The 19,752-nt window shown below is 65.5% G+C and carries 16 protein-coding genes; 12 read left to right on the forward strand and 4 right to left on the reverse strand.

Translation table 11 applies throughout. The features are described from left to right. Positions 1–31: 31 nt before the first annotated feature. Both FBZ93_RS06285 and FBZ93_RS06290 read right to left on the reverse strand, forming a co-directional pair. On the reverse strand, positions 32–823 hold the full coding sequence (locus tag FBZ93_RS06285) for an alpha/beta fold hydrolase (protein WP_146985075.1): 792 nt from the start codon (positions 821–823) through the stop codon (positions 32–34). Between the two features lie 8 nt (positions 824–831). Then, entirely contained in the window at positions 832–1,080 is a 249-nt protein-coding gene (locus tag FBZ93_RS06290) for a DUF6489 family protein (RefSeq protein WP_146985076.1), read from the reverse strand. 391 nt (positions 1,081–1,471) lie between these two features. On the opposite strand from FBZ93_RS06290, the gene FBZ93_RS06295 reads away from it, so the two are divergent. The 12 genes from FBZ93_RS06295 to FBZ93_RS06355 all read left to right on the forward strand — a co-directional run bounded on the left by FBZ93_RS06295 (position 1,472) and on the right by FBZ93_RS06355 (position 15,431). Further along, entirely contained in the window at positions 1,472–3,070 is a 1,599-nt protein-coding gene (locus FBZ93_RS06295) for an ABC transporter substrate-binding protein (RefSeq protein WP_146985077.1), read from the forward strand. Positions 3,071–3,173: 103 nt separating this feature from the next. Further along, positions 3,174–4,154, forward strand: coding sequence for an ABC transporter permease (locus FBZ93_RS06300; RefSeq protein WP_074130302.1), 981 nt, complete (start codon positions 3,174–3,176; stop codon positions 4,152–4,154). A gap of 11 nt (positions 4,155–4,165) precedes the next feature. Continuing rightward, entirely contained in the window at positions 4,166–5,128 is a 963-nt protein-coding gene (locus FBZ93_RS06305; RefSeq protein WP_146985078.1) for an ABC transporter permease, read from the forward strand. Beyond that, positions 5,125–6,108: an ABC transporter ATP-binding protein gene (locus FBZ93_RS06310; protein WP_146985079.1), complete on the forward strand. Its 984-nt coding sequence runs from the start codon at positions 5,125–5,127 to the stop codon at positions 6,106–6,108. The genes FBZ93_RS06305 and FBZ93_RS06310 overlap by 4 nt, the downstream gene beginning before the upstream one ends. Further along, a complete protein-coding gene (locus FBZ93_RS06315; protein ID WP_146985080.1) occupies positions 6,105–7,100 on the forward strand; it encodes an ABC transporter ATP-binding protein in 996 nt (331 codons plus the stop codon). The genes FBZ93_RS06310 and FBZ93_RS06315 overlap by 4 nt, the downstream gene beginning before the upstream one ends. A gap of 107 nt (positions 7,101–7,207) precedes the next feature. Next, a complete protein-coding gene (locus tag FBZ93_RS06320) occupies positions 7,208–9,013 on the forward strand; it encodes a gamma-glutamyltransferase family protein (protein WP_146985081.1) in 1,806 nt (601 codons plus the stop codon). A 221-nt stretch (positions 9,014–9,234) separates the two neighbouring features. Further along, positions 9,235–9,945 (forward strand): DUF1028 domain-containing protein, encoded by a 711-nt coding sequence (locus tag FBZ93_RS06330; RefSeq protein ID WP_146985083.1) that lies wholly within the window; start codon positions 9,235–9,237, stop codon positions 9,943–9,945. Next, on the forward strand, positions 9,942–10,931 hold the full coding sequence (locus FBZ93_RS06335) for an ABC transporter ATP-binding protein (RefSeq protein WP_146985084.1): 990 nt from the start codon (positions 9,942–9,944) through the stop codon (positions 10,929–10,931). Before FBZ93_RS06330 ends, FBZ93_RS06335 begins: the two co-directional genes overlap by 4 nt. Further along, positions 10,928–12,034 (forward strand): ABC transporter ATP-binding protein, encoded by a 1,107-nt coding sequence (locus FBZ93_RS06340; RefSeq protein ID WP_146985085.1) that lies wholly within the window; start codon positions 10,928–10,930, stop codon positions 12,032–12,034. The genes FBZ93_RS06335 and FBZ93_RS06340 overlap by 4 nt, the downstream gene beginning before the upstream one ends. Positions 12,035–12,051: 17 nt before the next feature. Continuing rightward, the gene (locus FBZ93_RS06345) at positions 12,052–13,563 is read left to right on the forward strand and encodes an ABC transporter substrate-binding protein (protein WP_146985086.1); all 1,512 of its coding nucleotides are present in this window, start codon (positions 12,052–12,054) and stop codon (positions 13,561–13,563) included. Positions 13,564–13,594: 31 nt separating this feature from the next. Next, positions 13,595–14,536: an ABC transporter permease gene (locus FBZ93_RS06350; protein ID WP_146985087.1), complete on the forward strand. Its 942-nt coding sequence runs from the start codon at positions 13,595–13,597 to the stop codon at positions 14,534–14,536. Between the two features lie 4 nt (positions 14,537–14,540). Then, complete coding sequence (locus tag FBZ93_RS06355) at positions 14,541–15,431, forward strand: ABC transporter permease (RefSeq protein WP_146985088.1); 891 nt, start codon at positions 14,541–14,543, stop codon at positions 15,429–15,431. 315 nt (positions 15,432–15,746) lie between these two features. Here the strand turns inward: FBZ93_RS06355 and cnbZ are convergent, their stop codons facing one another. Both cnbZ and FBZ93_RS06365 read right to left on the reverse strand, forming a co-directional pair. Continuing rightward, complete coding sequence (gene cnbZ, locus FBZ93_RS06360) at positions 15,747–16,490, reverse strand: 2-amino-5-chloromuconate deaminase CnbZ (protein WP_146985089.1); 744 nt, start codon at positions 16,488–16,490, stop codon at positions 15,747–15,749. A 133-nt stretch (positions 16,491–16,623) separates the two neighbouring features. Then, positions 16,624–19,725 (reverse strand): multidrug efflux RND transporter permease subunit, encoded by a 3,102-nt coding sequence (locus FBZ93_RS06365; protein ID WP_146985090.1) that lies wholly within the window; start codon positions 19,723–19,725, stop codon positions 16,624–16,626. Positions 19,726–19,752 lie beyond the last annotated feature (27 nt).

The raw sequence follows: 19,752 nt of genomic DNA on the forward strand, positions 1-19,752 counted from the left end.
ACGCGGGCGCCTTGGCGGCGCTTCTCGTCGTTTAGGATAGTGCCTGTTCTGCCGGCCCGTAGGCAATGGCAAAGGGGCCCGACCGGTCAAAATGCCGGAACTCGCCTTCCGGCTGTGCCAGCCGGTCCGCGATCGCCCACAAAGCTGCGGGGTTGACGCCGAGGCCGATGTGGCTCGCGAAATGCACCTCGATGTTCTCGGCGCTCTCCGACGGCCGAACCCGCGAGGTCCGCCAGTTCACGATGCCGTCGGTGCGGGAATAGATCGAGGTGGTCGGCACCGGCATGTCGCCGGCAATCGCGGCGCGGATGTCGGGAATGTCGTCTACCGCCTCGCCGGACAGCAGCTCATAGAGCCGCGTCGCATTGGTGGCGCGGATGTCGTCGGCGAACGGACTGCCCAGCGTGATGATGGAGCGCACCAGCTCCGGCATCTGCGACGCCAGGTCGCGCGCATAGACGCCGCCGAGGCTCCAGCCGATGATCGAGACCTTGCGCCCCGATGCCTCATGGACCCGCTTCAGCAGGTCGCGCAGCGCGGCCCGCCTGCTGGAGATCCCGCCGAAATTGCGGCCCATGTTCCAGGCATAGGCATCATAACCGAGCTCCTTCAGATAACGCCGCATCGGCGCCATCGAAAGGTCGCTGGCGAGGAAGCCCGGCAGTGCCAGCACCGGATGGCCGTCGCCCTTCGGCGCCTGCATCAGCAAAGGCGACAGCAACAGGCTCGAATTCAGCTCGAGCACGCCGCGCGCTTCCGCCAGCATCAGGAACAGGCTGGGTGGGCGCAACCGGCGTTCGGTCCCGTCAATGCTCCTGTCCATACCGGCCACTATTTCTTCTTGCTCGTGCCGCCGAAGCCGGCCATCGCCACGAACATGTCCTGGAAGCGCTCGGCGAGCTTGGGATCGAAGGTGAACCAGCTCTGCATCAGCGATTCCGGCGAGATCTTCTCGATGTTGGACAGCATCTGCTGCTGCAGCTTGTCCATCACAGCGGTCTGCATCGGCGCCACGTCGGGCAGGCCGAAGAACTGCCGCGCTTCGAGGGGCGTGCAATCTATCTCGACGTTGACTTTCATATCCGCCTCCTCAAATGCGCCTTAGCCCAGCTCTGCTTGGCCCAGCTCAGTATCGCCGGGACGGGGTCCGTCGCGCAAGCGAGCCATACCCGCCCCAATGGATAGTCGGCCTCAATCATCCGTTATGGTCAATCGAACCGTTTCGAGCGGCCGGCGCAAACGGGGCTCGCCGGCGGCATTCCCGGGACCGGCAAGCAGCGCTCCGAAAGTCGAATGTCACACGCCCGCACCAACCGCCTACTCTCACCTCGCATTCATTGCGCTGCACCCGCGCGAGGCGATTAACCCTTTGGGAAATCGCGCTTGCGCGGCCGGTAAACTCTGGCAACATGCATCAATAATACCAGCCGGACAAAGCAGCCGGCGGACAAAAACGGGGACGCGGGATCACATGTCGGTACGTTGGAGTTTGTTTGCGGCGACGGCCGTCGCGCTCATCGCCTTTGCCTTGCCGGCATCGGCCCAGACGCTGAAATATGCCAATCAGGGCGAGCTGAAGTCGCTGGACCCCTACACGCTGAAGGAAACCACGACGATCGCGCATCACGCCCATGTCTACGAAGGCCTCACCGCGCGCGACAAGGACCTCAAGATCATTCCGGCACTGGCGGAAAGCTGGGAGACGCTGACCCCGACCAAATGGCGCTTCCATCTGCGCAAGGGCGTGAAATTCCACAATGGCGATCCCTTCACCGCCGACGACGTGCTGTTCTCCGCCGACCGCGTCCGCGCCAAGGGCTCCAACTTCCTCAGCAACGTCCCGGCCGACGCCAAGTTCACCAAGGTCGACGACTACACCGTCGACGTGACGCTGGATTCGCCCAATCCCATCCTGACCTCGCAATGGGATAGCTGGTACATCATGGACAAGAAGTGGTGCGAGGAGAACAACTCGGTCGCACCGACGCCGGCCTCCGCGACCACGCCGAGCTACGCGGCGCTGCACGAGAACGGCACCGGTCCCTTCACGATCGAGAGCCATCAGCCCGGCGTGAAGACCGTGTTCAAGGCGTTTCCAGGCTATTGGCGAAAGCCCGAGCATAATCTCAAGGAGATTATCTTCACCCCGATCGGCTCCGACGCCACCCGCGTTGCCGCGCTGCTCTCGGGCGAGGTCGATGTCATCGAACCGGTTCCGCTCCAGGACATCCAGCGCGTCAATTCCAGCGGCATCGCCACCGTCATGACCGCGCCGGAGATCCGCACCATCTTCATCGGCATGGATATGGCGCGCGACGAGCTCTTGTACTCCAACGTCAAGGGCAAGAATCCCTTCAAGGACATCCGCGTCCGCGAAGCCTTCTACAAGACGATCGACGTCGATCTGATCAAGACCCGCGTGATGCGCGGCATGTCGACGCCCTCGACGTTGATGATCGCGCCCGAACTCTATCCGCTGTCGAAGGAATTCACCCGGCCGAAACTCGATCCTGATGGTGCCAAGAAGCTGCTGGCCGATGCCGGCTATCCGAACGGCTTCGAAGTCACGATGGATTGCCCGAACGACCGCTACGTCAACGACGCCGCGATCTGCCAGGCCGTGGTCGGCATGCTGGCCCGCATCGGCGTCAAGGTGAACCTGCTGGCGCAGCCGAAGGCGCAGTATTTCGCCAAGGTGCTGAAGCCCGGCGGCTACCAGACCTCGTTCTTCATGCTGGGCTGGACGCCCGCGACGTCAGACTCGCACAACGTGCTGCACGACATCCTCGGCTGCCGCGACGATCCGAAGGATGCGACGCGTGGCGAGGCCAATCTCGGCGGCTATTGCAACAAGGAAGTCGACGCGCTCACCGACAAGGTCCTGGTCGAGAGCGACACGGCCAAGCGCGACCAGTTGATCAAGCAGGCCTATGAGATCGTCATCAAGGATTACGGCTACATTCCGCTGCATCAGCAGCCGCTGGTGTGGGGCGTGTCGAAAAAGGTCAAATTGACCCAGCGCGCGGACAACCAGGTGCTGCTCTACTGGGCGACCAAGCAGGGTGAATAGTGGTTTCGGCGAATTGGGTCCCGGAAGCGCAGGCTTCCGGGACCTCGCGTTTTCAGGCCGCGCAAAGCCGCGCGCCAAATGTCAAAAGCAGTGAAAGGTAGAGATGCTCGCTTTCACTCTTCGCCGCCTCCTGCAGGCGATCGGCGTGATGCTCGCCGTAGGCGTCATTGCGTTCGCGATGTTCCGCTTCGCCGGCGATCCGGTGAACCAGATGGTCTCGATCGACACCTCGGCGGCGCAGCGCGCTGAGATCCGGCACTCGCTCGGCCTCGACGATCCCGTGCTGGTGCAGTTCGGCCGCTACTTCATCAATGCGCTGCAGTTCAAGTTCGGCGTGTCCTACCAGTTCCGGCTGCCGGTCTCGTCGCTGCTGGCGGAGCGCCTGCCGGCGACGCTGGAGCTTGCGATCTGCGCGACGCTGCTCGCGATGGTCGCCGGCATCCTGATGGGGGTCTATTCGGCGCTCCGCCGCGACACCATCCTCGCCAGATTATTCCAGGCGATATCGCTGATCGGCATTTCGCTGCCGACCTTCCTGATCGGCATCCTCCTGATCTATCTGTTCGCGGTGACCTTGGGCTGGCTGCCCTCCTTCGGCCGCGGCGAGGTGGTCAAGCTCGGCTGGTGGTCGACCGGGCTCCTCACCGTCTCCGGCTGGAAGGCGATCATCATGCCGGCGATCACGCTCGGACTGTTCCAGATGACCCTGATCATGCGGCTGGTGCGCGCCGAAATGCTGGAAGTGCTGCGGACCGACTATATCCGCTTCGCCCGCGCCCGCGGCCTGACCACGCGCGCGATCCATTTCGGCCATGCACTGAAGAACACGCTGGTTCCGGTGATCACGGTGGCCGGCCTGCAGTTTGGCTCGGTTATTGCTTTCTCGATCATCACTGAAACCGTGTTCCAGTGGCCGGGCATGGGGCTTCTGTTCGTGCAGGCCGTGCAAAACGTCGATATCCCGATCATGGCCGCGTACCTCCTGATGGTCTCGCTGATCTTCGTCACCATCAATCTGGTCGTCGACATCCTCTACACCGTGGTCGATCCGCGCTTGCGCTCGACCGTCAGCCGCGCGACGTGAGGGACCAACCGATGTCCGACGCCGTCGTCCCCCATCGCTCCGAGAATCACCCGCAGGCACCTGCCGGCTGGTTCAAGCGCGCTCTCGACAGCGACATCTTCTATTCTTTCCGCCGATCCCGCCTGACGATGGTCGCGGCCGTGATCACGCTGTTGTTCTTTCTGCTGGCAATCTTCGCCTCATGGCTTGCGGTGCAGAACCCGTTCGATCCGGCGCAGCTGCAGCTGATCAACTCGCGAATCGCGCCGCTGTGGACCGCCGACGGCCAGAGCCCGTTCCTGCTCGGCACCGACGAGCAGGGCCGCGACGTGCTCTCGGCGATCCTTTTCGGTCTGCGCATCTCGCTTGCGGTCGGCCTCGCGGGCGTCGTCTTCGCCGGCGCGCTCGGCATCGCCCTCGGGCTGGTCGCCGGCTATTTCGGCGGCGTGGTGGACAGCGTGATCATGCGGATCGCCGACGTGCAGCTCACCTTCCCCGCGATCCTGATCGCGCTTCTGGTCAACGGCGTCGCCAAATCGCTGCTCGGCAACCGGCTCGACGAGATGAGCACGCTCGGCGTGCTGATCATCGCGATCGGCCTCAGTTTCTGGGTGCAATATGCCCGCACCGTGCGCGGCTCGGTCATGGTCGAGAAGAACAAGGATTATGTCGCGGCGGCACAGCTGATCGGCCTGCCCGCGCCGAAGATCCTGCTGCGGCACGTGCTGCCGAACACGATGGGCCCAATCCTCGTGATTGCCACCATCAACCTCGCGCTCGCGATCATCACCGAGGCGACGCTGTCGTTCCTCGGCGCCGGCATGCCCGACACCATGCCCTCGCTCGGCACCCTGATCCGGATCGGCAACAACTATCTGTTTGCCGGCGAATGGTGGATCGTCGCCTTCCCGGGCATTGCGCTGGCCGGCCTGATCCTTTCCATCAACCTGCTCGGCGACTGGCTGCGCGACGCACTCAACCCAAAGCTCCGATGACCCAGCCCGTCCTTTCCGTGCGCAATCTCGAGGTCGAATTCGTCACCCGCCGCGCCACCTTGCGCGCCATCAACGGCGTGTCGTTCGACATCGCCAAGGGCGAGGTGCTCGGCGTGGTCGGCGAGTCCGGCGCCGGCAAGTCGGTCACCGGCCTTGCCGTGATCGGGCTGATCGATCCGCCGGGCCGCATCTCCGCCGGCGAGATCGAATTGTCGGGCACGCGGATCGACCACCTCCCGCTGGAAGAGATCCGCCGCGTCAGGGGCAAGCGGATCGGCATGATCTTCCAGGATCCGCTGACCAGCCTCAATCCGCTCTACCGGATCGGCGACCAGATCATCGAGACCATCCGCACCCACACCAGCTTAAGCGAAAGCGCCGCGCGCCGGCGCGCCATCGATCTGTTGGCCGAAGTCGGCATCCCCGCGCCGGAAAAGCGCATCGACGGCTACCCGCACGAATTCTCCGGCGGCATGCGCCAGCGCGTCGTCATTGCGCTCGCGATCTGTGCCGAGCCCGAGCTGATCATCGCCGACGAGCCGACCACCGCGCTCGACGTCTCGGTGCAGGCGCAGATCATCGCGCTGATCAAGCGGCTCGGCCGCGACCACGGCACGGCGGTGATGCTGGTGACCCACGACATGGGCGTGATCGCCGAGACCTGCGACCGCGTCGCGGTGATGTATTCGGGCCGCATCGCCGAGATCGGCCCGGTGCAGGAGGTGGTGCGCAACCCGCTGCATCCCTACGCCAAGGGCCTGATGGGCGCGATCCCGACGCTGGCGGGCGAGGACAAGCGGCTGGTGCAGATCCCGGGCTCGATGCCGCGGCTGTCGGCGATCCCGCCGGGCTGCCCATTCAACCCGCGCTGTGCGTTTGCGTTCGATCGCTGCCGCGTCGAACGCCCCGAGCCGATCCGGCAAGGCACGCAATCCGTCGCCTGCCACCTGTTCGAGCCCGCGAAGGAGACCGCGGCATGAGCGGGACTTTGATCGAGGTCAGGAATTTGCGCCGCGTCTTCGACGTCTCGAAACCGTGGCTCAACCGCGTGATCGAGGGCGGCCATCCCGAATTCCTCAAAGCCGTCGACGGCGTCTCTTTCGACATCAAGCGCGGCGAGACCTTTGCGCTGGTCGGCGAATCCGGCTCGGGCAAGACCACCGTTGCGCGCATGGTCGTCGGCCTGTTGCCGCCGAGTTCGGGCGAAGTCGTCATCGACGGCGTCTCGATGACCGATCCGCGGCAGGGCCAGGCGCGCCGCCGGCTGCGCCGGCGCATCCAGATGGTTTTCCAGGATCCTTATGCGAGCCTCAACCCGCGCTATCGGGTCGCCGCCATCGTCGCCGAGCCGATCCGCGCCTTCGACCTGATCCAGGGCGAGCGCGACATCAAGGCCCGGGTCGGCGAATTGCTCTCGCTGGTCGGCCTGCACCCCGACGACGGCCAGAAATTCCCGCACGAATTTTCCGGCGGCCAGCGCCAGCGCATCGCGATTGCCCGCGCGCTGGCCTCCGAAGCCGAGTTCATCGTCTGCGACGAGCCGACCTCGGCGCTCGACGTCTCCGTGCAGGCGCAGATCCTCAACCTGATGCGCGACCTTCAGGACAAGTTCGGCCTGACCTATCTGTTCATCAGCCACAATCTGGCAGTCGTCCGCCACATGGCGAGCCGGATCGGCGTGATGTATCTCGGCCGCATCGTCGAGATCGCCGAGGGCCGAAGATTGTTCGAGAACCCGCGGATGCCCTATACGAAGATGCTGCTCGGCGCGGTTCCGGATCTTGCGATGTCCGGCCGCCAGCGCATCCCGGTCAAGGGTGAGATTCCCAACCCGATCGATCCGCCGCGGGGCTGCTCGTTCAATCCGCGTTGTCCCCTCGCCTTCGATCTCTGCCGCGAGAAGTCGCCGGAACTGATCGACGGCGTCGCCTGCCACGCCGTCAACAGCCCTGCCGCCGCCGTTCCGGCATGATCACGCGGATGGGAGCGGCCATGTCCACCAAGCGGTTGGCATACCAGCCCGGCTGTGATCAAGTGCGCGCGCAAAAAGCCCAACAAGCCGCCGAACGGTGAATAGCCATGAGCAACGTCAACCCCGATCCATTCACCACAAGGCCGGAGATCGAAGGCACCTTCGGCGTCGTCACTTCGACGCACTGGATCGCCACCGCGGTCGGCATGGCGACGCTGGAAAAAGGCGGCAACGCCTTTGATGCGGGCGTGGCAGCCGCCTTCACCCTGCAAGTGGTCGAGCCGCATCTGAACGGCCCCGGCGGCGACGTCCCGATCATCGTGCACGACGTCAAGCGCGGCAAAACCGAAGTGATCTGCGGCCAGGGGCCGGCGCCGGCCAAGGCGACGATCGCGCATTATCGCAGCGAAGGCCTCGAAATGGTGCCCGGCACCGGCCTGCTCGCCGCCTGTGTGCCCGGCACGTTCGAAACCTGGATGCTGCTGCTGCGCGACTACGGCACATTGCGGCTGCGCGACGTGCTGGAGCCGGCGATCGGCTATGCCCGTGACGGCCATCCGCTGGTCGAGCGCGCCTCCGCCACCATCAAGACCGTCGAGCAGCTGTTCCGGAAATACTGGACCACATCGGGCGACGTCTATCTGCCGAACGGCGAGGTGCCGAAGCCCGGCACGCTGTTCACCAACAAGAAGCTCGCGGAGACCTACGCGCGCATCCTGGCCGAGGCGGAGAGCGCCGGCGGCGACCGCGTGGCGCAGATCGAGCGCGCCCGGCAGGCCTGGTCGAAGGGCTTCGTCGCCGAGGTGATCGACAAGTTCTGCCGCACCCAGGAGGTGATGGACGTCTCCGGCTCGCCGCATCGCGGCGTACTGTCGGCCGACGATATGGCGCGCTGGCAGCCGACCATCGAGGCGCCGCTGACTTACGATTACGGCCGCTACACCGTGCAGAAGGCCGGCGTCTGGAGCCAGGGTCCAGTGATGCTGCAGCAGCTCGCGCTGCTCAAGGGTTTCGAACTCGACGGGCTCGATCCCGCCGGCCCCGACTTCATCCATCTGCAGATCGAAGCCGCCAAGCTCGCTTATGCCGATCGCGAGACGTTCTATGGCGACCCCAAGTTCACCGATATCCCGATCGAAACGCTGCTGTCTGATGCCTACAACAACGAGCGGCGCAAGCTGATCTCGAAGGACAAGGCCTCGCTCGACTTCCGCCCCGGCTCGGTCGAAGGATTCGGCGGTGTCGTGAAGCTGCGACACGCCGAGGGGCATCGCGAAGCGGTCGGCGCCATGGGCGCCGGCGAGCCGACGGTCGGGCGGTTCGGCGAGGTGCGCGGCGACACCGTGCATTTCGACATCATCGACAAGGCCGGCAATATGATCTCGGCGACGCCGTCCGGCGGCTGGCTGCAATCCTCGCCGGTCATTCCCGAGATCGGCTTCTGCCTCGGCAGCCGCGCCCAGATGTTCTGGCTGGAGGAAAATCACCCGGCCTCGCTGGCGCCGGGCAAGCGGCCGCGCACCACGCTGTCGCCGACCATGGCGCTGCGCGACGGCGAGCCTTATCTCGCCTGGGGCTCGCCGGGTGGCGACCAGCAGGACCAGTGGATCACGCAATTCTTCCTGCGCCATGTCCATGCGAAACTCAATTTGCAGGAGGCGATCGACGCGCCGGCCTGGCACTCCGAGCATTTCCCGATCTCGTTCTGGCCGCGCACCTCGCGCCCCGGCGTGCTGGTGCTGGAAAACCGCGTGCCGAAATCGACCATCGACGAATTGAAACGCCGCGGCCACGTGGTGGAGATTGGTCCCGATTGGTCGGAAGGCCGCCTCACCGCGGCCTCGAAGGTCGGTCCCCGCCGCCGCGCCGCCGCCAACCCGCGCGGCATGCAGGGTTACGCCGCAGGCCGGTAAAGAAGGTGATCGCCGCAGCATGATGACGTCGCGTCGGATCGCAGAGCGAGCTCCACACTCCACCTCGCCCCGCCTGCGGGGGGAGGTCGGAATTCAAGCGCAGCTTGAATTCCGGGTGAGGGGGAATCTCCGCGTACCCGATTGGCACCGCCTTCGCGGAACAAGCCCCTCACCCCAACCCTCTCCCCGCAAAGAGCGGGGAGAGGGAGAAGAGAGATGAGATGACCTGGTCGATCATCGCCCGTGACAGCGACACCGGCCAGCTCGGCATCGCCGTCGCGACGCGGTTCTTCGCGGTCGGCGCGCTGGTACCGCACATCACACCCGGGATCGGCGCCGTCGCGACGCAGGCGCTGGTCAATCCGTATTACGGCATCGACGGCCTCGCACTGCTACGCGGCGGCAAGAGCCCGCATGAGGTGATCGCGGCGCTCATCGCACCCGACGGCGGCCGCGAGAGCCGGCAGGTGCATATCATCGACGCCAACGGCCGCATCGCCGCGCATTCCGGCAAGGATTGCATCGACTGGTTCGGCCATATCGCGGGTGACGGCTTCTCGGTCGCCGGCAACATGCTGACGGGACCCGCGGTGCTCGATGAGACCGCGCGCGTCTATGCTGCGAACGAAGCGCTCCCGTTTGCAGAGCGGCTGATCAAGGCGATGTTCGCCGGCGAGGCGGCCGGCGGCGACAAGCGCGGCAAGCAGTCGGCGGCGCTTCTGATCCACGGCACCGAACAATGGCCATTGCTCGACCTGCGGGTCGACGACCACGCCGATCCCCTGCGCGAGCTGGAACGGCTGGAAGCGGTCAGCCGCGAGCACTGGGTGCCGTTCCGCAGCTTCATGCCGACCCGCGCCAACCCGGCCGGAACCAGCGACCGCGCCACGATCGACGCCAGCATCGCAGCGGCATCCAAGAGCCGCGAATGACCGCCGGCCCGCTAATCGAGATCGAGGGCCTGCGCGTCACCTTCCAGGGTGACGATGGCCGCATCACGCATGCCGTCGACAGCGTCGATCTTTCCGTCGCCAACGGCGCCACGCTCGGCCTGGTCGGCGAGTCCGGCTGCGGCAAGAGCGTGACGTCGCTCGCGATCATGGGGCTGCTGCCGAAGCAGTCCGCCGCGGTCTCCGGCGCGATCCGCTTCGACGGCTTCGACCTGCTCGACGTGCCGGATGCGACGCTGCGCGACCTGCGCGGCAATCGCCTCGCCATGATCTTCCAGGAGCCGATGACCTCGCTCAACCCGAGCTTCACCATCGGCGACCAGATCACCGAGACCATCTTGCGCCACCGTGGCGGCTCCCGGCGCGCGGCGCGCGAACGCACCATCGAGCTGCTGCGCCGCGTGCATATCCCCTCGCCCGAGAAGCGCATCGACGAGTTTCCGCACAAGCTGTCCGGCGGCATGCGCCAGCGCGTGATGATCGCGATGGCGCTGGCCTGCGACCCGCAGCTTCTGATCGCCGACGAGCCGACCACCGCGCTCGACGTGACGTTGCAGGCGCAGATCCTCGATCTGATGCGCGAGCTGAAGGCCGCAAGCGGGGCGGCGATCATCCTGATCACCCATGATCTCGGCGTCGTCGCCGAAGTCTGCGACGAGGTCGCGGTGATGTATGCCGGCGAGATCGTCGAGCGTGCGCCGGTGGACGAGCTGTTTGCCAATCCGCAGCACCCCTACACGGTCGGCCTGCTCGGCTCGATCCCGCGGCTCGACCGCCGCACCAGCCATCTCGCCACCATCGAGGGCATGGTGCCGAACATGGCGAACCCGCCTGCCGGCTGTCGCTTCGCCGCACGCTGCCCGTTCGTGGAGGATGCCTGCACCAAATCCCCACCGCCGCTTGCGATGCTGAGCGCGACCCACGCCTCGCGCTGCATCCGCGCGCCGCTGGAGCGGCTGGTGTCATGACCGCGCTGCTGGAGGTCGACGGGCTGGTGAAGCATTTCGTCGCCGAACGTTCGGTGTTCGGACGGCCGACCGCGCACGTGAAGGCGGTCGACGGCGTCAGCTTCACCGTCGAGGCCGGCAAGACGCTGGCGCTGGTCGGCGAATCCGGCTGCGGCAAATCCACCGTCAGCCGGCTGGTGCTGCGGCTGATCGAGCCGGACGCCGGACGCATCCGCTTCGAGGGGCGCGATCTCGGCGCGCTCACTGCCGAGCAGCTGCGCGCCTTCCGCCGCGACGCGCAGCTGATCTTCCAGGACCCCTACGCCTCGCTCAACCCGCGCATGACGGTGAGCCAGATCCTGACCGAGCCGCTGGCGCTGCACAATCTCGTCCCGGCGGCGGGCCGCCGCGCGCGGGTCGAGGAGCTGTTGCGTCTGGTCGGCCTTGAGCCGCGCTTCGCCCGCCGCTATCCGCATGAATTCTCCGGCGGCCAGCGCCAGCGCATCGCGATTGCCCGGGCGCTTGCGGTCGAGCCGAAGCTGATCATCTGCGACGAGCCGGTGTCGGCGCTCGATGTCTCGATCCGCTCGCAGATCCTGAATTTGCTACGCGACCTGCAGGATCGCCTGAAGCTCGCCTACATCTTCGTCTCGCACGATCTGGCCGTGGTGAAGCACATCGCCGACCGCGTCGCCGTGATGAATCTCGGCACCATCGTCGAGACGGCGGAGGCGCACGCGCTGTTCGCTGCCCCTCGCCATCCCTACAGCCGCGCATTGCTGTCGGCGATCCCGGTGCCGAAGCCGCGCGCGAAGCGGAGCCGCATCGTGCTGGAGGGCGAGCTGCCGAGCGCGCTCAATCCGCCCTCCGGCTGCCGCTTCCACACCCGCTGCCCCTATGTGATCGCGCGCTGCCGCAGCGAGAGTCCACAATTGCTGGCAGACGGCTCAGGCCACGCCACGGCCTGTCACCGCACCGCGGAGCTACCGCCCGGGGAGAACATCGTTCCCGCCGACGGCGGCTTCTCGCCGTCGCTGGAGAAATTGGTCGCAGCGTTCAGCGGAGCCGCGGAAGGCGCCGGCTACGGCGGGGTTGGTAAGGTCGGGACGGGGCCGCAAGCATGATGATGGGGAGTTGCGCGATGAGGATGTTTCGTTTGGCGGCGACTGCCGCCGCCCTGCTGCTGTCGCTGGCGGTCAGCGCGCAGGCCCAGACCACACTGCGGATCGGCCTTGCCGAGGACCCCGACGTGCTCGATCCGACCATGGCGCGCACCTATGTCGGCCGCATCGTGTTCGCCGCGCTCTGCGACAAGCTGTTCGACATCGACGAGAAGCTCAACATCGTGCCGCAGCTCGCGCTGTCGCACGAGACCTCCGCCGACGGCAAGGAGGTCACGATCAAGCTCAGGCCTGGCGTCAAATTCCAAGACGGCGAGCCGCTCGATGCGGAAGCGGCGAAATTCTCGCTGGAGCGGCATCTGACCTTCCCCGGCTCGTTCCGCAAGCCTGAGCTTGCCAGCGTCGATCATGTCGACGTCGTCGATCCCCTGACCATCAAGCTGGTGCTCAAGGCACCGTTCTCGCCGCTGATCGCCCAGCTCACCGACCGTGCCGGCATGATGGTGTCGCCCAAGGCGGCGAAGGCGGCCGGCGACAAGTTCGGCCTGCATCCGGTCTGCGCCGGTCCCTACAAATTCGTCGAGCGCGTGCAGCAGGACCGCATCGTGCTGGAGAAATTTACCGACTACTGGAACAAGGACAACGTCTTCATCGACCGCGTCGTCTATCTGCCGATCGTGGATGCCACGGTGCGACTCGCCAATTTGAAGTCGGGCGGGCTCGACCTGATCGAACGCGTGCTCGCGACCGACCTGAAGGACGTGCGCGCCGACTCGCGCCTGAAGGTCTCGACCGCGATCGAGCTCGGCTATCAGGGCATCACGCTCAACATCGGCAAGGACAAGGCCAAGGGTCCCCTGAGCCAATCCGCCAAGGTCCGTCAGGCGCTCGACCTCTCGATCGACCGTGAGGCGATCAACCAGGTCGTGTTCAACGGCGAGTTCAAGCCCGGAAACCAGTGGATCAGCCCGGACCATCCCTATTACCAGAAGGAGTTTCCGATCCGCCCGCGCGACGTCGCGAAAGCCAAGGCGCTGCTCAAGGAGGCCGGCATCACGCCGCCCGTCAGCGTCGACTTCATGGTGCCGAAGGGACCCGAGGCCGAGGGCACCGCGCAAGTCGTTCAGTCGATGGCCGCCGAAGCCGGCTTCGACATGAAGATCCGGGTCACCGAATTTGCGACCTCGCTGAAGCAGGCGGAAGCCGGTGAGTATCAGGCCTTTTTGCTGGCCTGGAGCGGCCGCATCGATCCGGACGGCAACTCCTATGTCTTCCTGCACAAGGACGCGCCGCAAAACTATAGCGCCTGGGCCAATCCCGACGCGGACAAGGCGCTCGACGATGCCCGCCTCACCACCGACATGGCACAGCGCAAGGCAATCTACGCCAGGCTGACGAAGCTGGAACAGGAGGACGAGCCGCTGCTCTATATCTACCATCGGCGCATCATCATCGCGCACACCACAAAGCTCGACGGCTACAAGCAGATGCCGGACGGCCTCGTGCGCGTGGTCGGATTGAAGCTGAAGTGATCGCGCCGATGTCCGGGACACGAGCGTCGTCATGCTGAACTTCCTCGCCAAGCGGCTGGTTCAGATCGTGCCGACGCTGTTCTTCGTCTCGGTGCTGATCTTCTCGCTGCAGCATTTGCTGCCGGGCGATCCGGCGCTGGTGATGGCCGGCGAGGAGCGCGATCCGGCTGTCATCGCGCAGATCCGCGCGCAGTATCATCTCGATCAGCCGATCCCGGTGCAGTACGCCTACTGGATCAAGGGCGTGCTGTCGGGTGATTTCGGCGAGTCGTTGCGCAACAAGATGCCGGTGCTGGAGCTGATCGCGCAGAAGCTGCCGGTGACGCTGCAGCTTGCGGCGATGGCGATCACGATCGCGTTCCTGATCGGCATTCCCGCCGGCATCGTCTCGGCGGTGAAGAAGGGCACCGCCTGGGACTACGGCGCCAATCTGTTCGCGCTGTGGGGCATCTCGACGCCGAACTTCTGGCTCGGCATCATGCTGATCTTCCTGTTCTCGATCGAACTGGGCTGGCTGCCGGCCTCCGGCTATGTGCCGCTGACCGAGAACTGGCGGGCCAGCATCGCGGCCACCATCATGCCTGCCTTCGTACTCGGCAATGCGATCGCGGCGATCCTGATGCGGCACACACGAAGCGCCATGCTGCAGGTGCTGGAGAGCGACTATGTCCGCACCGCGCGCGCCAAGGGCCTGTCCGAGCGCACGGTCATCCTCAAGCATGCGATGCGCAACGCACTGACGCCGATCATCACGCTCGGCGCGCTCGAGCTCGGCACGCTGCTGTCGGGCGCGGTCCTCACCGAGCAGAACTTCTCGATCCCGGGCTTCGGCAAGCTGATCGTCGATGCCGTGTTCAACCGCGACTATGCAGTCGTGCAGGGCGTGGTGCTGACGACAGCGACAATCTACATCACGCTCAACCTGATCGCCGACATCGCCTATATCCTGGTCAACCCGCGGCTGAGGGGCTGACCGGATGACCGACACAACGCTCGGGACATCAGCTTCGCTTGCCGGGGCCGAGACGCTGGAGAGCCCGGCGCGGCGCGCCTGGCGGCGGCTGGTCCGGCGCAAGGGCGCAATGCTCGGCCTCGTCGTGATCGCGCTCTTCATCCTGCTCGCGGTGTTCGCGCCGCTGATCGTGCCCTATGATCCGATCGCAACGAGCTGGTCGCTGGTGCGCAAGGCGCCGTCGCTGCAGCACTGGTTCGGCACCGACGAGCTCGGCCGCGACGTGCTCGCCCGCGTCGTGTTCGGCGCCCGTGCCTCGCTGCTTGCTGGCGTCATCTCGATCGGCATCGCGCTTGCGATCGGCGTGCCGCTCGGCCTCGTCGCCGGCTATCGCGGCGGCTTCATCGACGCGCTGATCAGCCGCATCACCGACGCGATGCTGGCCTGCCCGTTCCTGATCCTGGCGATCGCGCTCGCCGCGTTCCTTGGCCCGAGCCTCGGCAATGCAATGATCGCGATCGGCGTCTCGGCGACCCCGATCTTCATCCGCCTGACCCGCGGCCAGGTCATGAGCGTCAAGGTCGAGGATTATGTCGAGGCGGCGCGCGCGATGGGCAATCCGCGCTGGCGCATCGCGCTGGTCCACATCCTGCCCAACATCCTGCCGGCGCTCCTGGTGCAGGCGACGCTGTCGATCGCGGCCGCGATCATCGCCGAGGCCGCGCTGTCCTTCCTCGGCCTCGGCCAGCAGCCGCCGGCGCCATCCTGGGGCAGCATGCTCAACGCCGCGCAACGCTTCCTGACCAGCGCGCCGTGGATGACGATCTGGCCGGGGCTTGCAATCTTCCTGGTCGTGCTGTCGTTCAATCTGGTCGGCGACGGCCTGCGCGACGCGCTCGATCCGAAGGCGCGGTGACAAGCCACCGTCGCGGCCGCAGCGAGCGCAGAATCCTTGCCGTCATCCTGAGGTGGCCGCTTCTTCAGCGGCCCTCGAAGGATGAATCGGCCACCAGCGGGGCCGTGCATCCTTCGAGGCTCGCTCCGCTCGCACCTCAGGATGACGGAGGACAGAGCTATGAAGTGCTATCCGCGTCATTGCGAGCGAAGCGAAGCAATCCATCGGTCCACGTATGCGGAACTATCGATTGCTTCGTCGCGGAGCCTGTCATCGGGCGCGCGTTCGCGCGACCCGTTGGCTCCTCGCAATGACGACGGTTGGTTTCTCCGAAAGCTAGACCACCACCTCTCGCAACACGCGCCGGCAATCCATCTCGTATTCGAGATCGACCACCGGCGGGCGGCAGAAGTGCCAGGTCAGTCCGGAGCGCGTGGCGCCGCGGCGGACCAGTTCGTCGACGACCACGGGATGGATGTCGTGCACGGTGTAGGCCTGCACCGCCGTCGTCTCCTGCCAGCCAAAGCTGAACTCCGCCAGACGGCGCTCCATCTCGCCGGCGGTGAAGTGGACCTTCTCGCGCCATGCGCCGGGGCTGAGATCGCGATAGCAAACGATGCGGTCGGGATAGCTGGCAGTGCCGCTGCGCGCCTCGGCGCCGCCCGCGATCACGAACGACGGTGACGTGGTCGCGCTCGGCCGCGTGAACGAGAACGCGTAGAACGACGGCTCTGCCGGCGGATCGATCTCGGGACAGACGTTGCTCCGCGCGACCGGATTGACGGTGCCGTCGAACAGCCCCCATTCGGCGAGCGTCTTGACGTAGTGCTGGTTGAAGGCGCGGAACCCGTCCTCGGTGAAGGCGGCCGGCGAGCGCAATTCGCAGGCGCAGAACGCGGTCAACGGCCGGCCGGCGTCCTTGATGTAGGCCGCAATCCGCGCAAAGCCTTCCGCGAGCGGCACCAGGCGATCGAAGCGGACCCGCTCGATCTCATAGCCGGCGTTCGCCTGCGCGCCGCTGGAATATTGGAACACGGCCGGAATGAACCGGTAATTGCCCGCCGCAAATTCGCTCGCCATGCTTGTTTCCTCCGGATTTCTTCAGGCGAATACTTTCTGCCCGCCGTCGGCAAAGGCTAGCACGAGACAAAGAAAAGGCGGCAGTGGCTTTCGCCAGTGCCGCCCTTTTCCTGCGAGCATGAGCTTGGAGGGCTCAGGTCGGTTTCAATGCGCCGCCGCGGCCTTCGAGTTCGTAGTCGGCGATCTGCTTGGCGCGGTCGGAACGGGCCGCAGCCTGGTGGTCGGTCGCGATCACCGTGTAGACCATCGGCAGCACGAACAGGGTGAACAGCGTGCCGATCGTCATGCCGGTGACGACGACGAGTCCGATCGAGAAGCGGCTGGCAGCGCCGGCGCCCGAGGCAGTGAGCAGCGGCAGCAGGCCGGTGACCATGGCCGCCGTCGTCATCAAGATCGGACGCAGACGAATCCGGGCCGACATCTCGATCGCCGAGCGGCGGTCCAGCCCCTCGTTGAGCTGCAGCTCGTTGGCGAACTCCACCATCAGGATGCCGTGCTTGGTGATCAGTCCGACCAGCGTCAGCAGGCCCACCTGGGTGTAGATGTTCATGGTGGCGACGCCGAAGAACAGCGGGATCAAGGCACCGACGATCGCCATCGGCACCGAGATCATGATCACGAACGGATCGCGCAGGCTCTCGAACTGCGCCGCCAGCACCAGGAAGATGATGATGATGGCGAACGCGAAGGTGACCAGGAGCTGGTTGCCCTCGTGGACGTATTGCCGGGAGTCGGCCAGGAAGTCGTAGCTGAAGCCGGACGGCAGCTTCTTGGCTTCACCCTGCAGGAACTCCACCGCCTGGCCCATCGAGACGCCGGGCATCGGCACGGCCTGGAAGGTCGACGAGTTGAGCTGGTTGTAGTGGGTCAGCGCGTTCGGATCGACGCCGGTCTCGACCGACACCACCGTCGACAGCCGCACGAGCTGCCCGGTCGCGGTCGGGACGTAGTAGTTGTCGAACGACTCAGGCGCGAGCCGGCTGGCGCGTGGCACCTGCGGGATCACCTGATAGGAGCGCCCTTCGAGGTTGAAGCGGTTGACATAGTTGCCGCCGAGCAGCGTCGCCAGCGCGCCACCGATCTGCTGCATGGTGATGCCGAGGTCGCTCGCCTTGGAGCGATCGACCTTCACCCGGACCACCGGCTGGTTGAAGTCAAGGTCGCTGTCGGTGACGATGAACAGGCCGCTCTTGCGCGCGGCGTCCTTCAGCTTGCTCATCTGGTCGAACACCTGCTGGAAGCCGGCGGTCGAAGAGATCACCATCTGCACCGGCAGACCACCCGGGCCGCCGGGCAGCGGCGGCAGGCTGAACGCGAACGCACTGACGCCTTCGATCTTCGATAGCTCGGCCTGCACCAGCGGCTGCAGCGTCTGGGCCGAGCGCTTGCGCTCATCCCACGGCTTGAGCAGCATGCCGGCGAAGCCGCCCTGCGGACCGGTGATGCCGTTCAGGATGAACCGCAGGTCGGTCTCGGGAAACTTCTGGAACTCCTTGTCCATCTTGTCGCCGTAGAAATCGATGTAGTCGATGTTGGCGTATTTCGGCGCCTTGGTCACCGCGAACACGATGCCCTGGTCTTCCTGCGGCGCCAGCTCCTTCTGGATGTGCATGTAGAGGAAGCCGACCAGGCCGAGGATGGTCACGGCGAACAGCGCCGTGATCGGACGGTAGTCGAGCGAACGATCGAGCTGACGGCCATAGGCGCGCGTCAGCGCGCCGAACACGCGATTGACCAGCCTGGAGAAGCGTCCCTCTTCCGCGCTCTTGAGGAACACCGAGCACATCATCGGCGACAGCGTCAGCGCGATCACGCCCGACACGATCACCGAGCCGGCCAGCGTGAAGGCGAATTCGCGGAACAGCGTGCCGGTCACGCCGCCGAGGAAACCGATCGGCGCGTACACCGCAGCCAGCGTGATCGTCATGGAGACGACGGGGCCGACGATCTCGCGCGCGCCTTTCAGCGATGCCTGCACCGGCGGCAGGCCCTCCTCGAGATGTCGATGGATGTTCTCCACCACCACGATGGCGTCGTCGACCACGAGGCCGATCGCGAGCACCATCGCCAGCAGCGTCAGCAGGTTGAAGCTGAAGCCGGCGGCCAGCATCAGGATGCAGACGCCGACCAGCGACAACGGAATGGTGACGACGGGAATGATCACGGAGCGGAACGACGCCAGGAACAGGAAGATCACGACGACGACGATCAACACCGCTTCGCTCAGCGTCTTCTCGACCTCGTCGATCGACGATTGGATGAACTTGGTGGAGTCGTAGGCCACCTTCATCTTCATCGACGGCGGCAGGTTACGCTCGAGATCGGGGAACAGCGCGCGCACACCCTTCACCAGGCTCAGCGGGTTGCCCTGCGGGGTCGCCTTGATGCCGATGAAGATCGCATGCTCGCCGTTGAAGGCGACACTGGCGTCGGTCGACTGCGCCGCGAGCTCCACCGTCGCGATGTCCTCGATGCGCACGAAGCCGCCGTCCTTCGCCTTCACGATCATTCGCTTGAACTGATCGATGTTCTGAAGGTCGGTATTGGCCGAGACGTTGGAGACGATGAAGAAGCCCTTGGTCTGGCCGGCGGCCGCCTGGAAGTTGTTGGCGGCGATCGCGGCCGCGACGTCGTTGGGTGACACGCCGCGTCCGGCCATCCGGGTCGGATCGAGCCAGACGCGCATCGCAAAGGTCTGGCCGCCGAGGATGTCGGCCGATGCGACGCCGTCGACCGTCGAGAGCACCGGCTGCACGACGCGGGTCAGATAGTCGGAGATCGCCGATCCGGTCAGCTCCTCGCTGGAGAAGCCGAGATACATCACGGCGATGGTGTCACCGGTCGCCTTGGTCACGACCGGGTCGAAGGCTTCCTTCGGGATCAGATATTTGACCGAGTTGACCTTGGCGAGCACCTCGGTCAGCGCCTGGTTCGGATCGTGATTGAGCTTGACGTAAACCTGGATCGTCGAGGTGCCGAGCACCGAGTTCGACGTCATGTAGTCGACGCCTTCAGCCGACGCGACGGCCTGCTCGATCGGCGTGGTGATGAAGCCGTTGATCAGCTCCGGCGACGCGCCGGGATACGACGTCGTGATGGTCACGACGGTGTTCGAAAGATTCGGATATTGCCGGATCGGCAGCACCATCGCAGCGCGCAAGCCGATCAGCAGGATCAGCAGGCTGACGACGACCGACAGCACCGGGCGCTTGATGAAAATATCAGTGAAGGCCATCGCCAACTCGATTCGTGTTGTCTGCCG

It is taken from the genome of Bradyrhizobium macuxiense (genome assembly GCF_007993935.1).
GTDB classification, from domain to species: Bacteria; Pseudomonadota; Alphaproteobacteria; order Rhizobiales; family Xanthobacteraceae; genus Bradyrhizobium; species Bradyrhizobium macuxiense_A.

What these genes read in the sequence shown, in the direction of transcription:
- FBZ93_RS06285 (WP_146985075.1), bottom strand. Translation starts at nt 823, where the DNA reads ATGGACAGGAGCATTGACGGGACCGAACGCCGGTTGCGCCCACCCAGC.
- FBZ93_RS06290 (WP_146985076.1), bottom strand. Translation starts at nt 1,080, where the DNA reads ATGAAAGTCAACGTCGAGATAGATTGCACGCCCCTCGAAGCGCGGCAG.
- FBZ93_RS06295 (WP_146985077.1), top strand. Translation starts at nt 1,472, where the DNA reads ATGTCGGTACGTTGGAGTTTGTTTGCGGCGACGGCCGTCGCGCTCATC.
- FBZ93_RS06300 (WP_074130302.1), top strand. Translation starts at nt 3,174, where the DNA reads ATGCTCGCTTTCACTCTTCGCCGCCTCCTGCAGGCGATCGGCGTGATG.
- FBZ93_RS06305 (WP_146985078.1), top strand. Translation starts at nt 4,166, where the DNA reads ATGTCCGACGCCGTCGTCCCCCATCGCTCCGAGAATCACCCGCAGGCA.
- FBZ93_RS06310 (WP_146985079.1), top strand. Translation starts at nt 5,125, where the DNA reads ATGACCCAGCCCGTCCTTTCCGTGCGCAATCTCGAGGTCGAATTCGTC.
- FBZ93_RS06315 (WP_146985080.1), top strand. Translation starts at nt 6,105, where the DNA reads ATGAGCGGGACTTTGATCGAGGTCAGGAATTTGCGCCGCGTCTTCGAC.
- FBZ93_RS06320 (WP_146985081.1), top strand. Translation starts at nt 7,208, where the DNA reads ATGAGCAACGTCAACCCCGATCCATTCACCACAAGGCCGGAGATCGAA.
- FBZ93_RS06330 (WP_146985083.1), top strand. Translation starts at nt 9,235, where the DNA reads ATGACCTGGTCGATCATCGCCCGTGACAGCGACACCGGCCAGCTCGGC.
- FBZ93_RS06335 (WP_146985084.1), top strand. Translation starts at nt 9,942, where the DNA reads ATGACCGCCGGCCCGCTAATCGAGATCGAGGGCCTGCGCGTCACCTTC.
- FBZ93_RS06340 (WP_146985085.1), top strand. Translation starts at nt 10,928, where the DNA reads ATGACCGCGCTGCTGGAGGTCGACGGGCTGGTGAAGCATTTCGTCGCC.
- FBZ93_RS06345 (WP_146985086.1), top strand. Translation starts at nt 12,052, where the DNA reads ATGAGGATGTTTCGTTTGGCGGCGACTGCCGCCGCCCTGCTGCTGTCG.
- FBZ93_RS06350 (WP_146985087.1), top strand. Translation starts at nt 13,595, where the DNA reads ATGCTGAACTTCCTCGCCAAGCGGCTGGTTCAGATCGTGCCGACGCTG.
- FBZ93_RS06355 (WP_146985088.1), top strand. Translation starts at nt 14,541, where the DNA reads ATGACCGACACAACGCTCGGGACATCAGCTTCGCTTGCCGGGGCCGAG.
- cnbZ (WP_146985089.1), bottom strand. Translation starts at nt 16,490, where the DNA reads ATGGCGAGCGAATTTGCGGCGGGCAATTACCGGTTCATTCCGGCCGTG.
- FBZ93_RS06365 (WP_146985090.1), bottom strand. Translation starts at nt 19,725, where the DNA reads ATGGCCTTCACTGATATTTTCATCAAGCGCCCGGTGCTGTCGGTCGTC.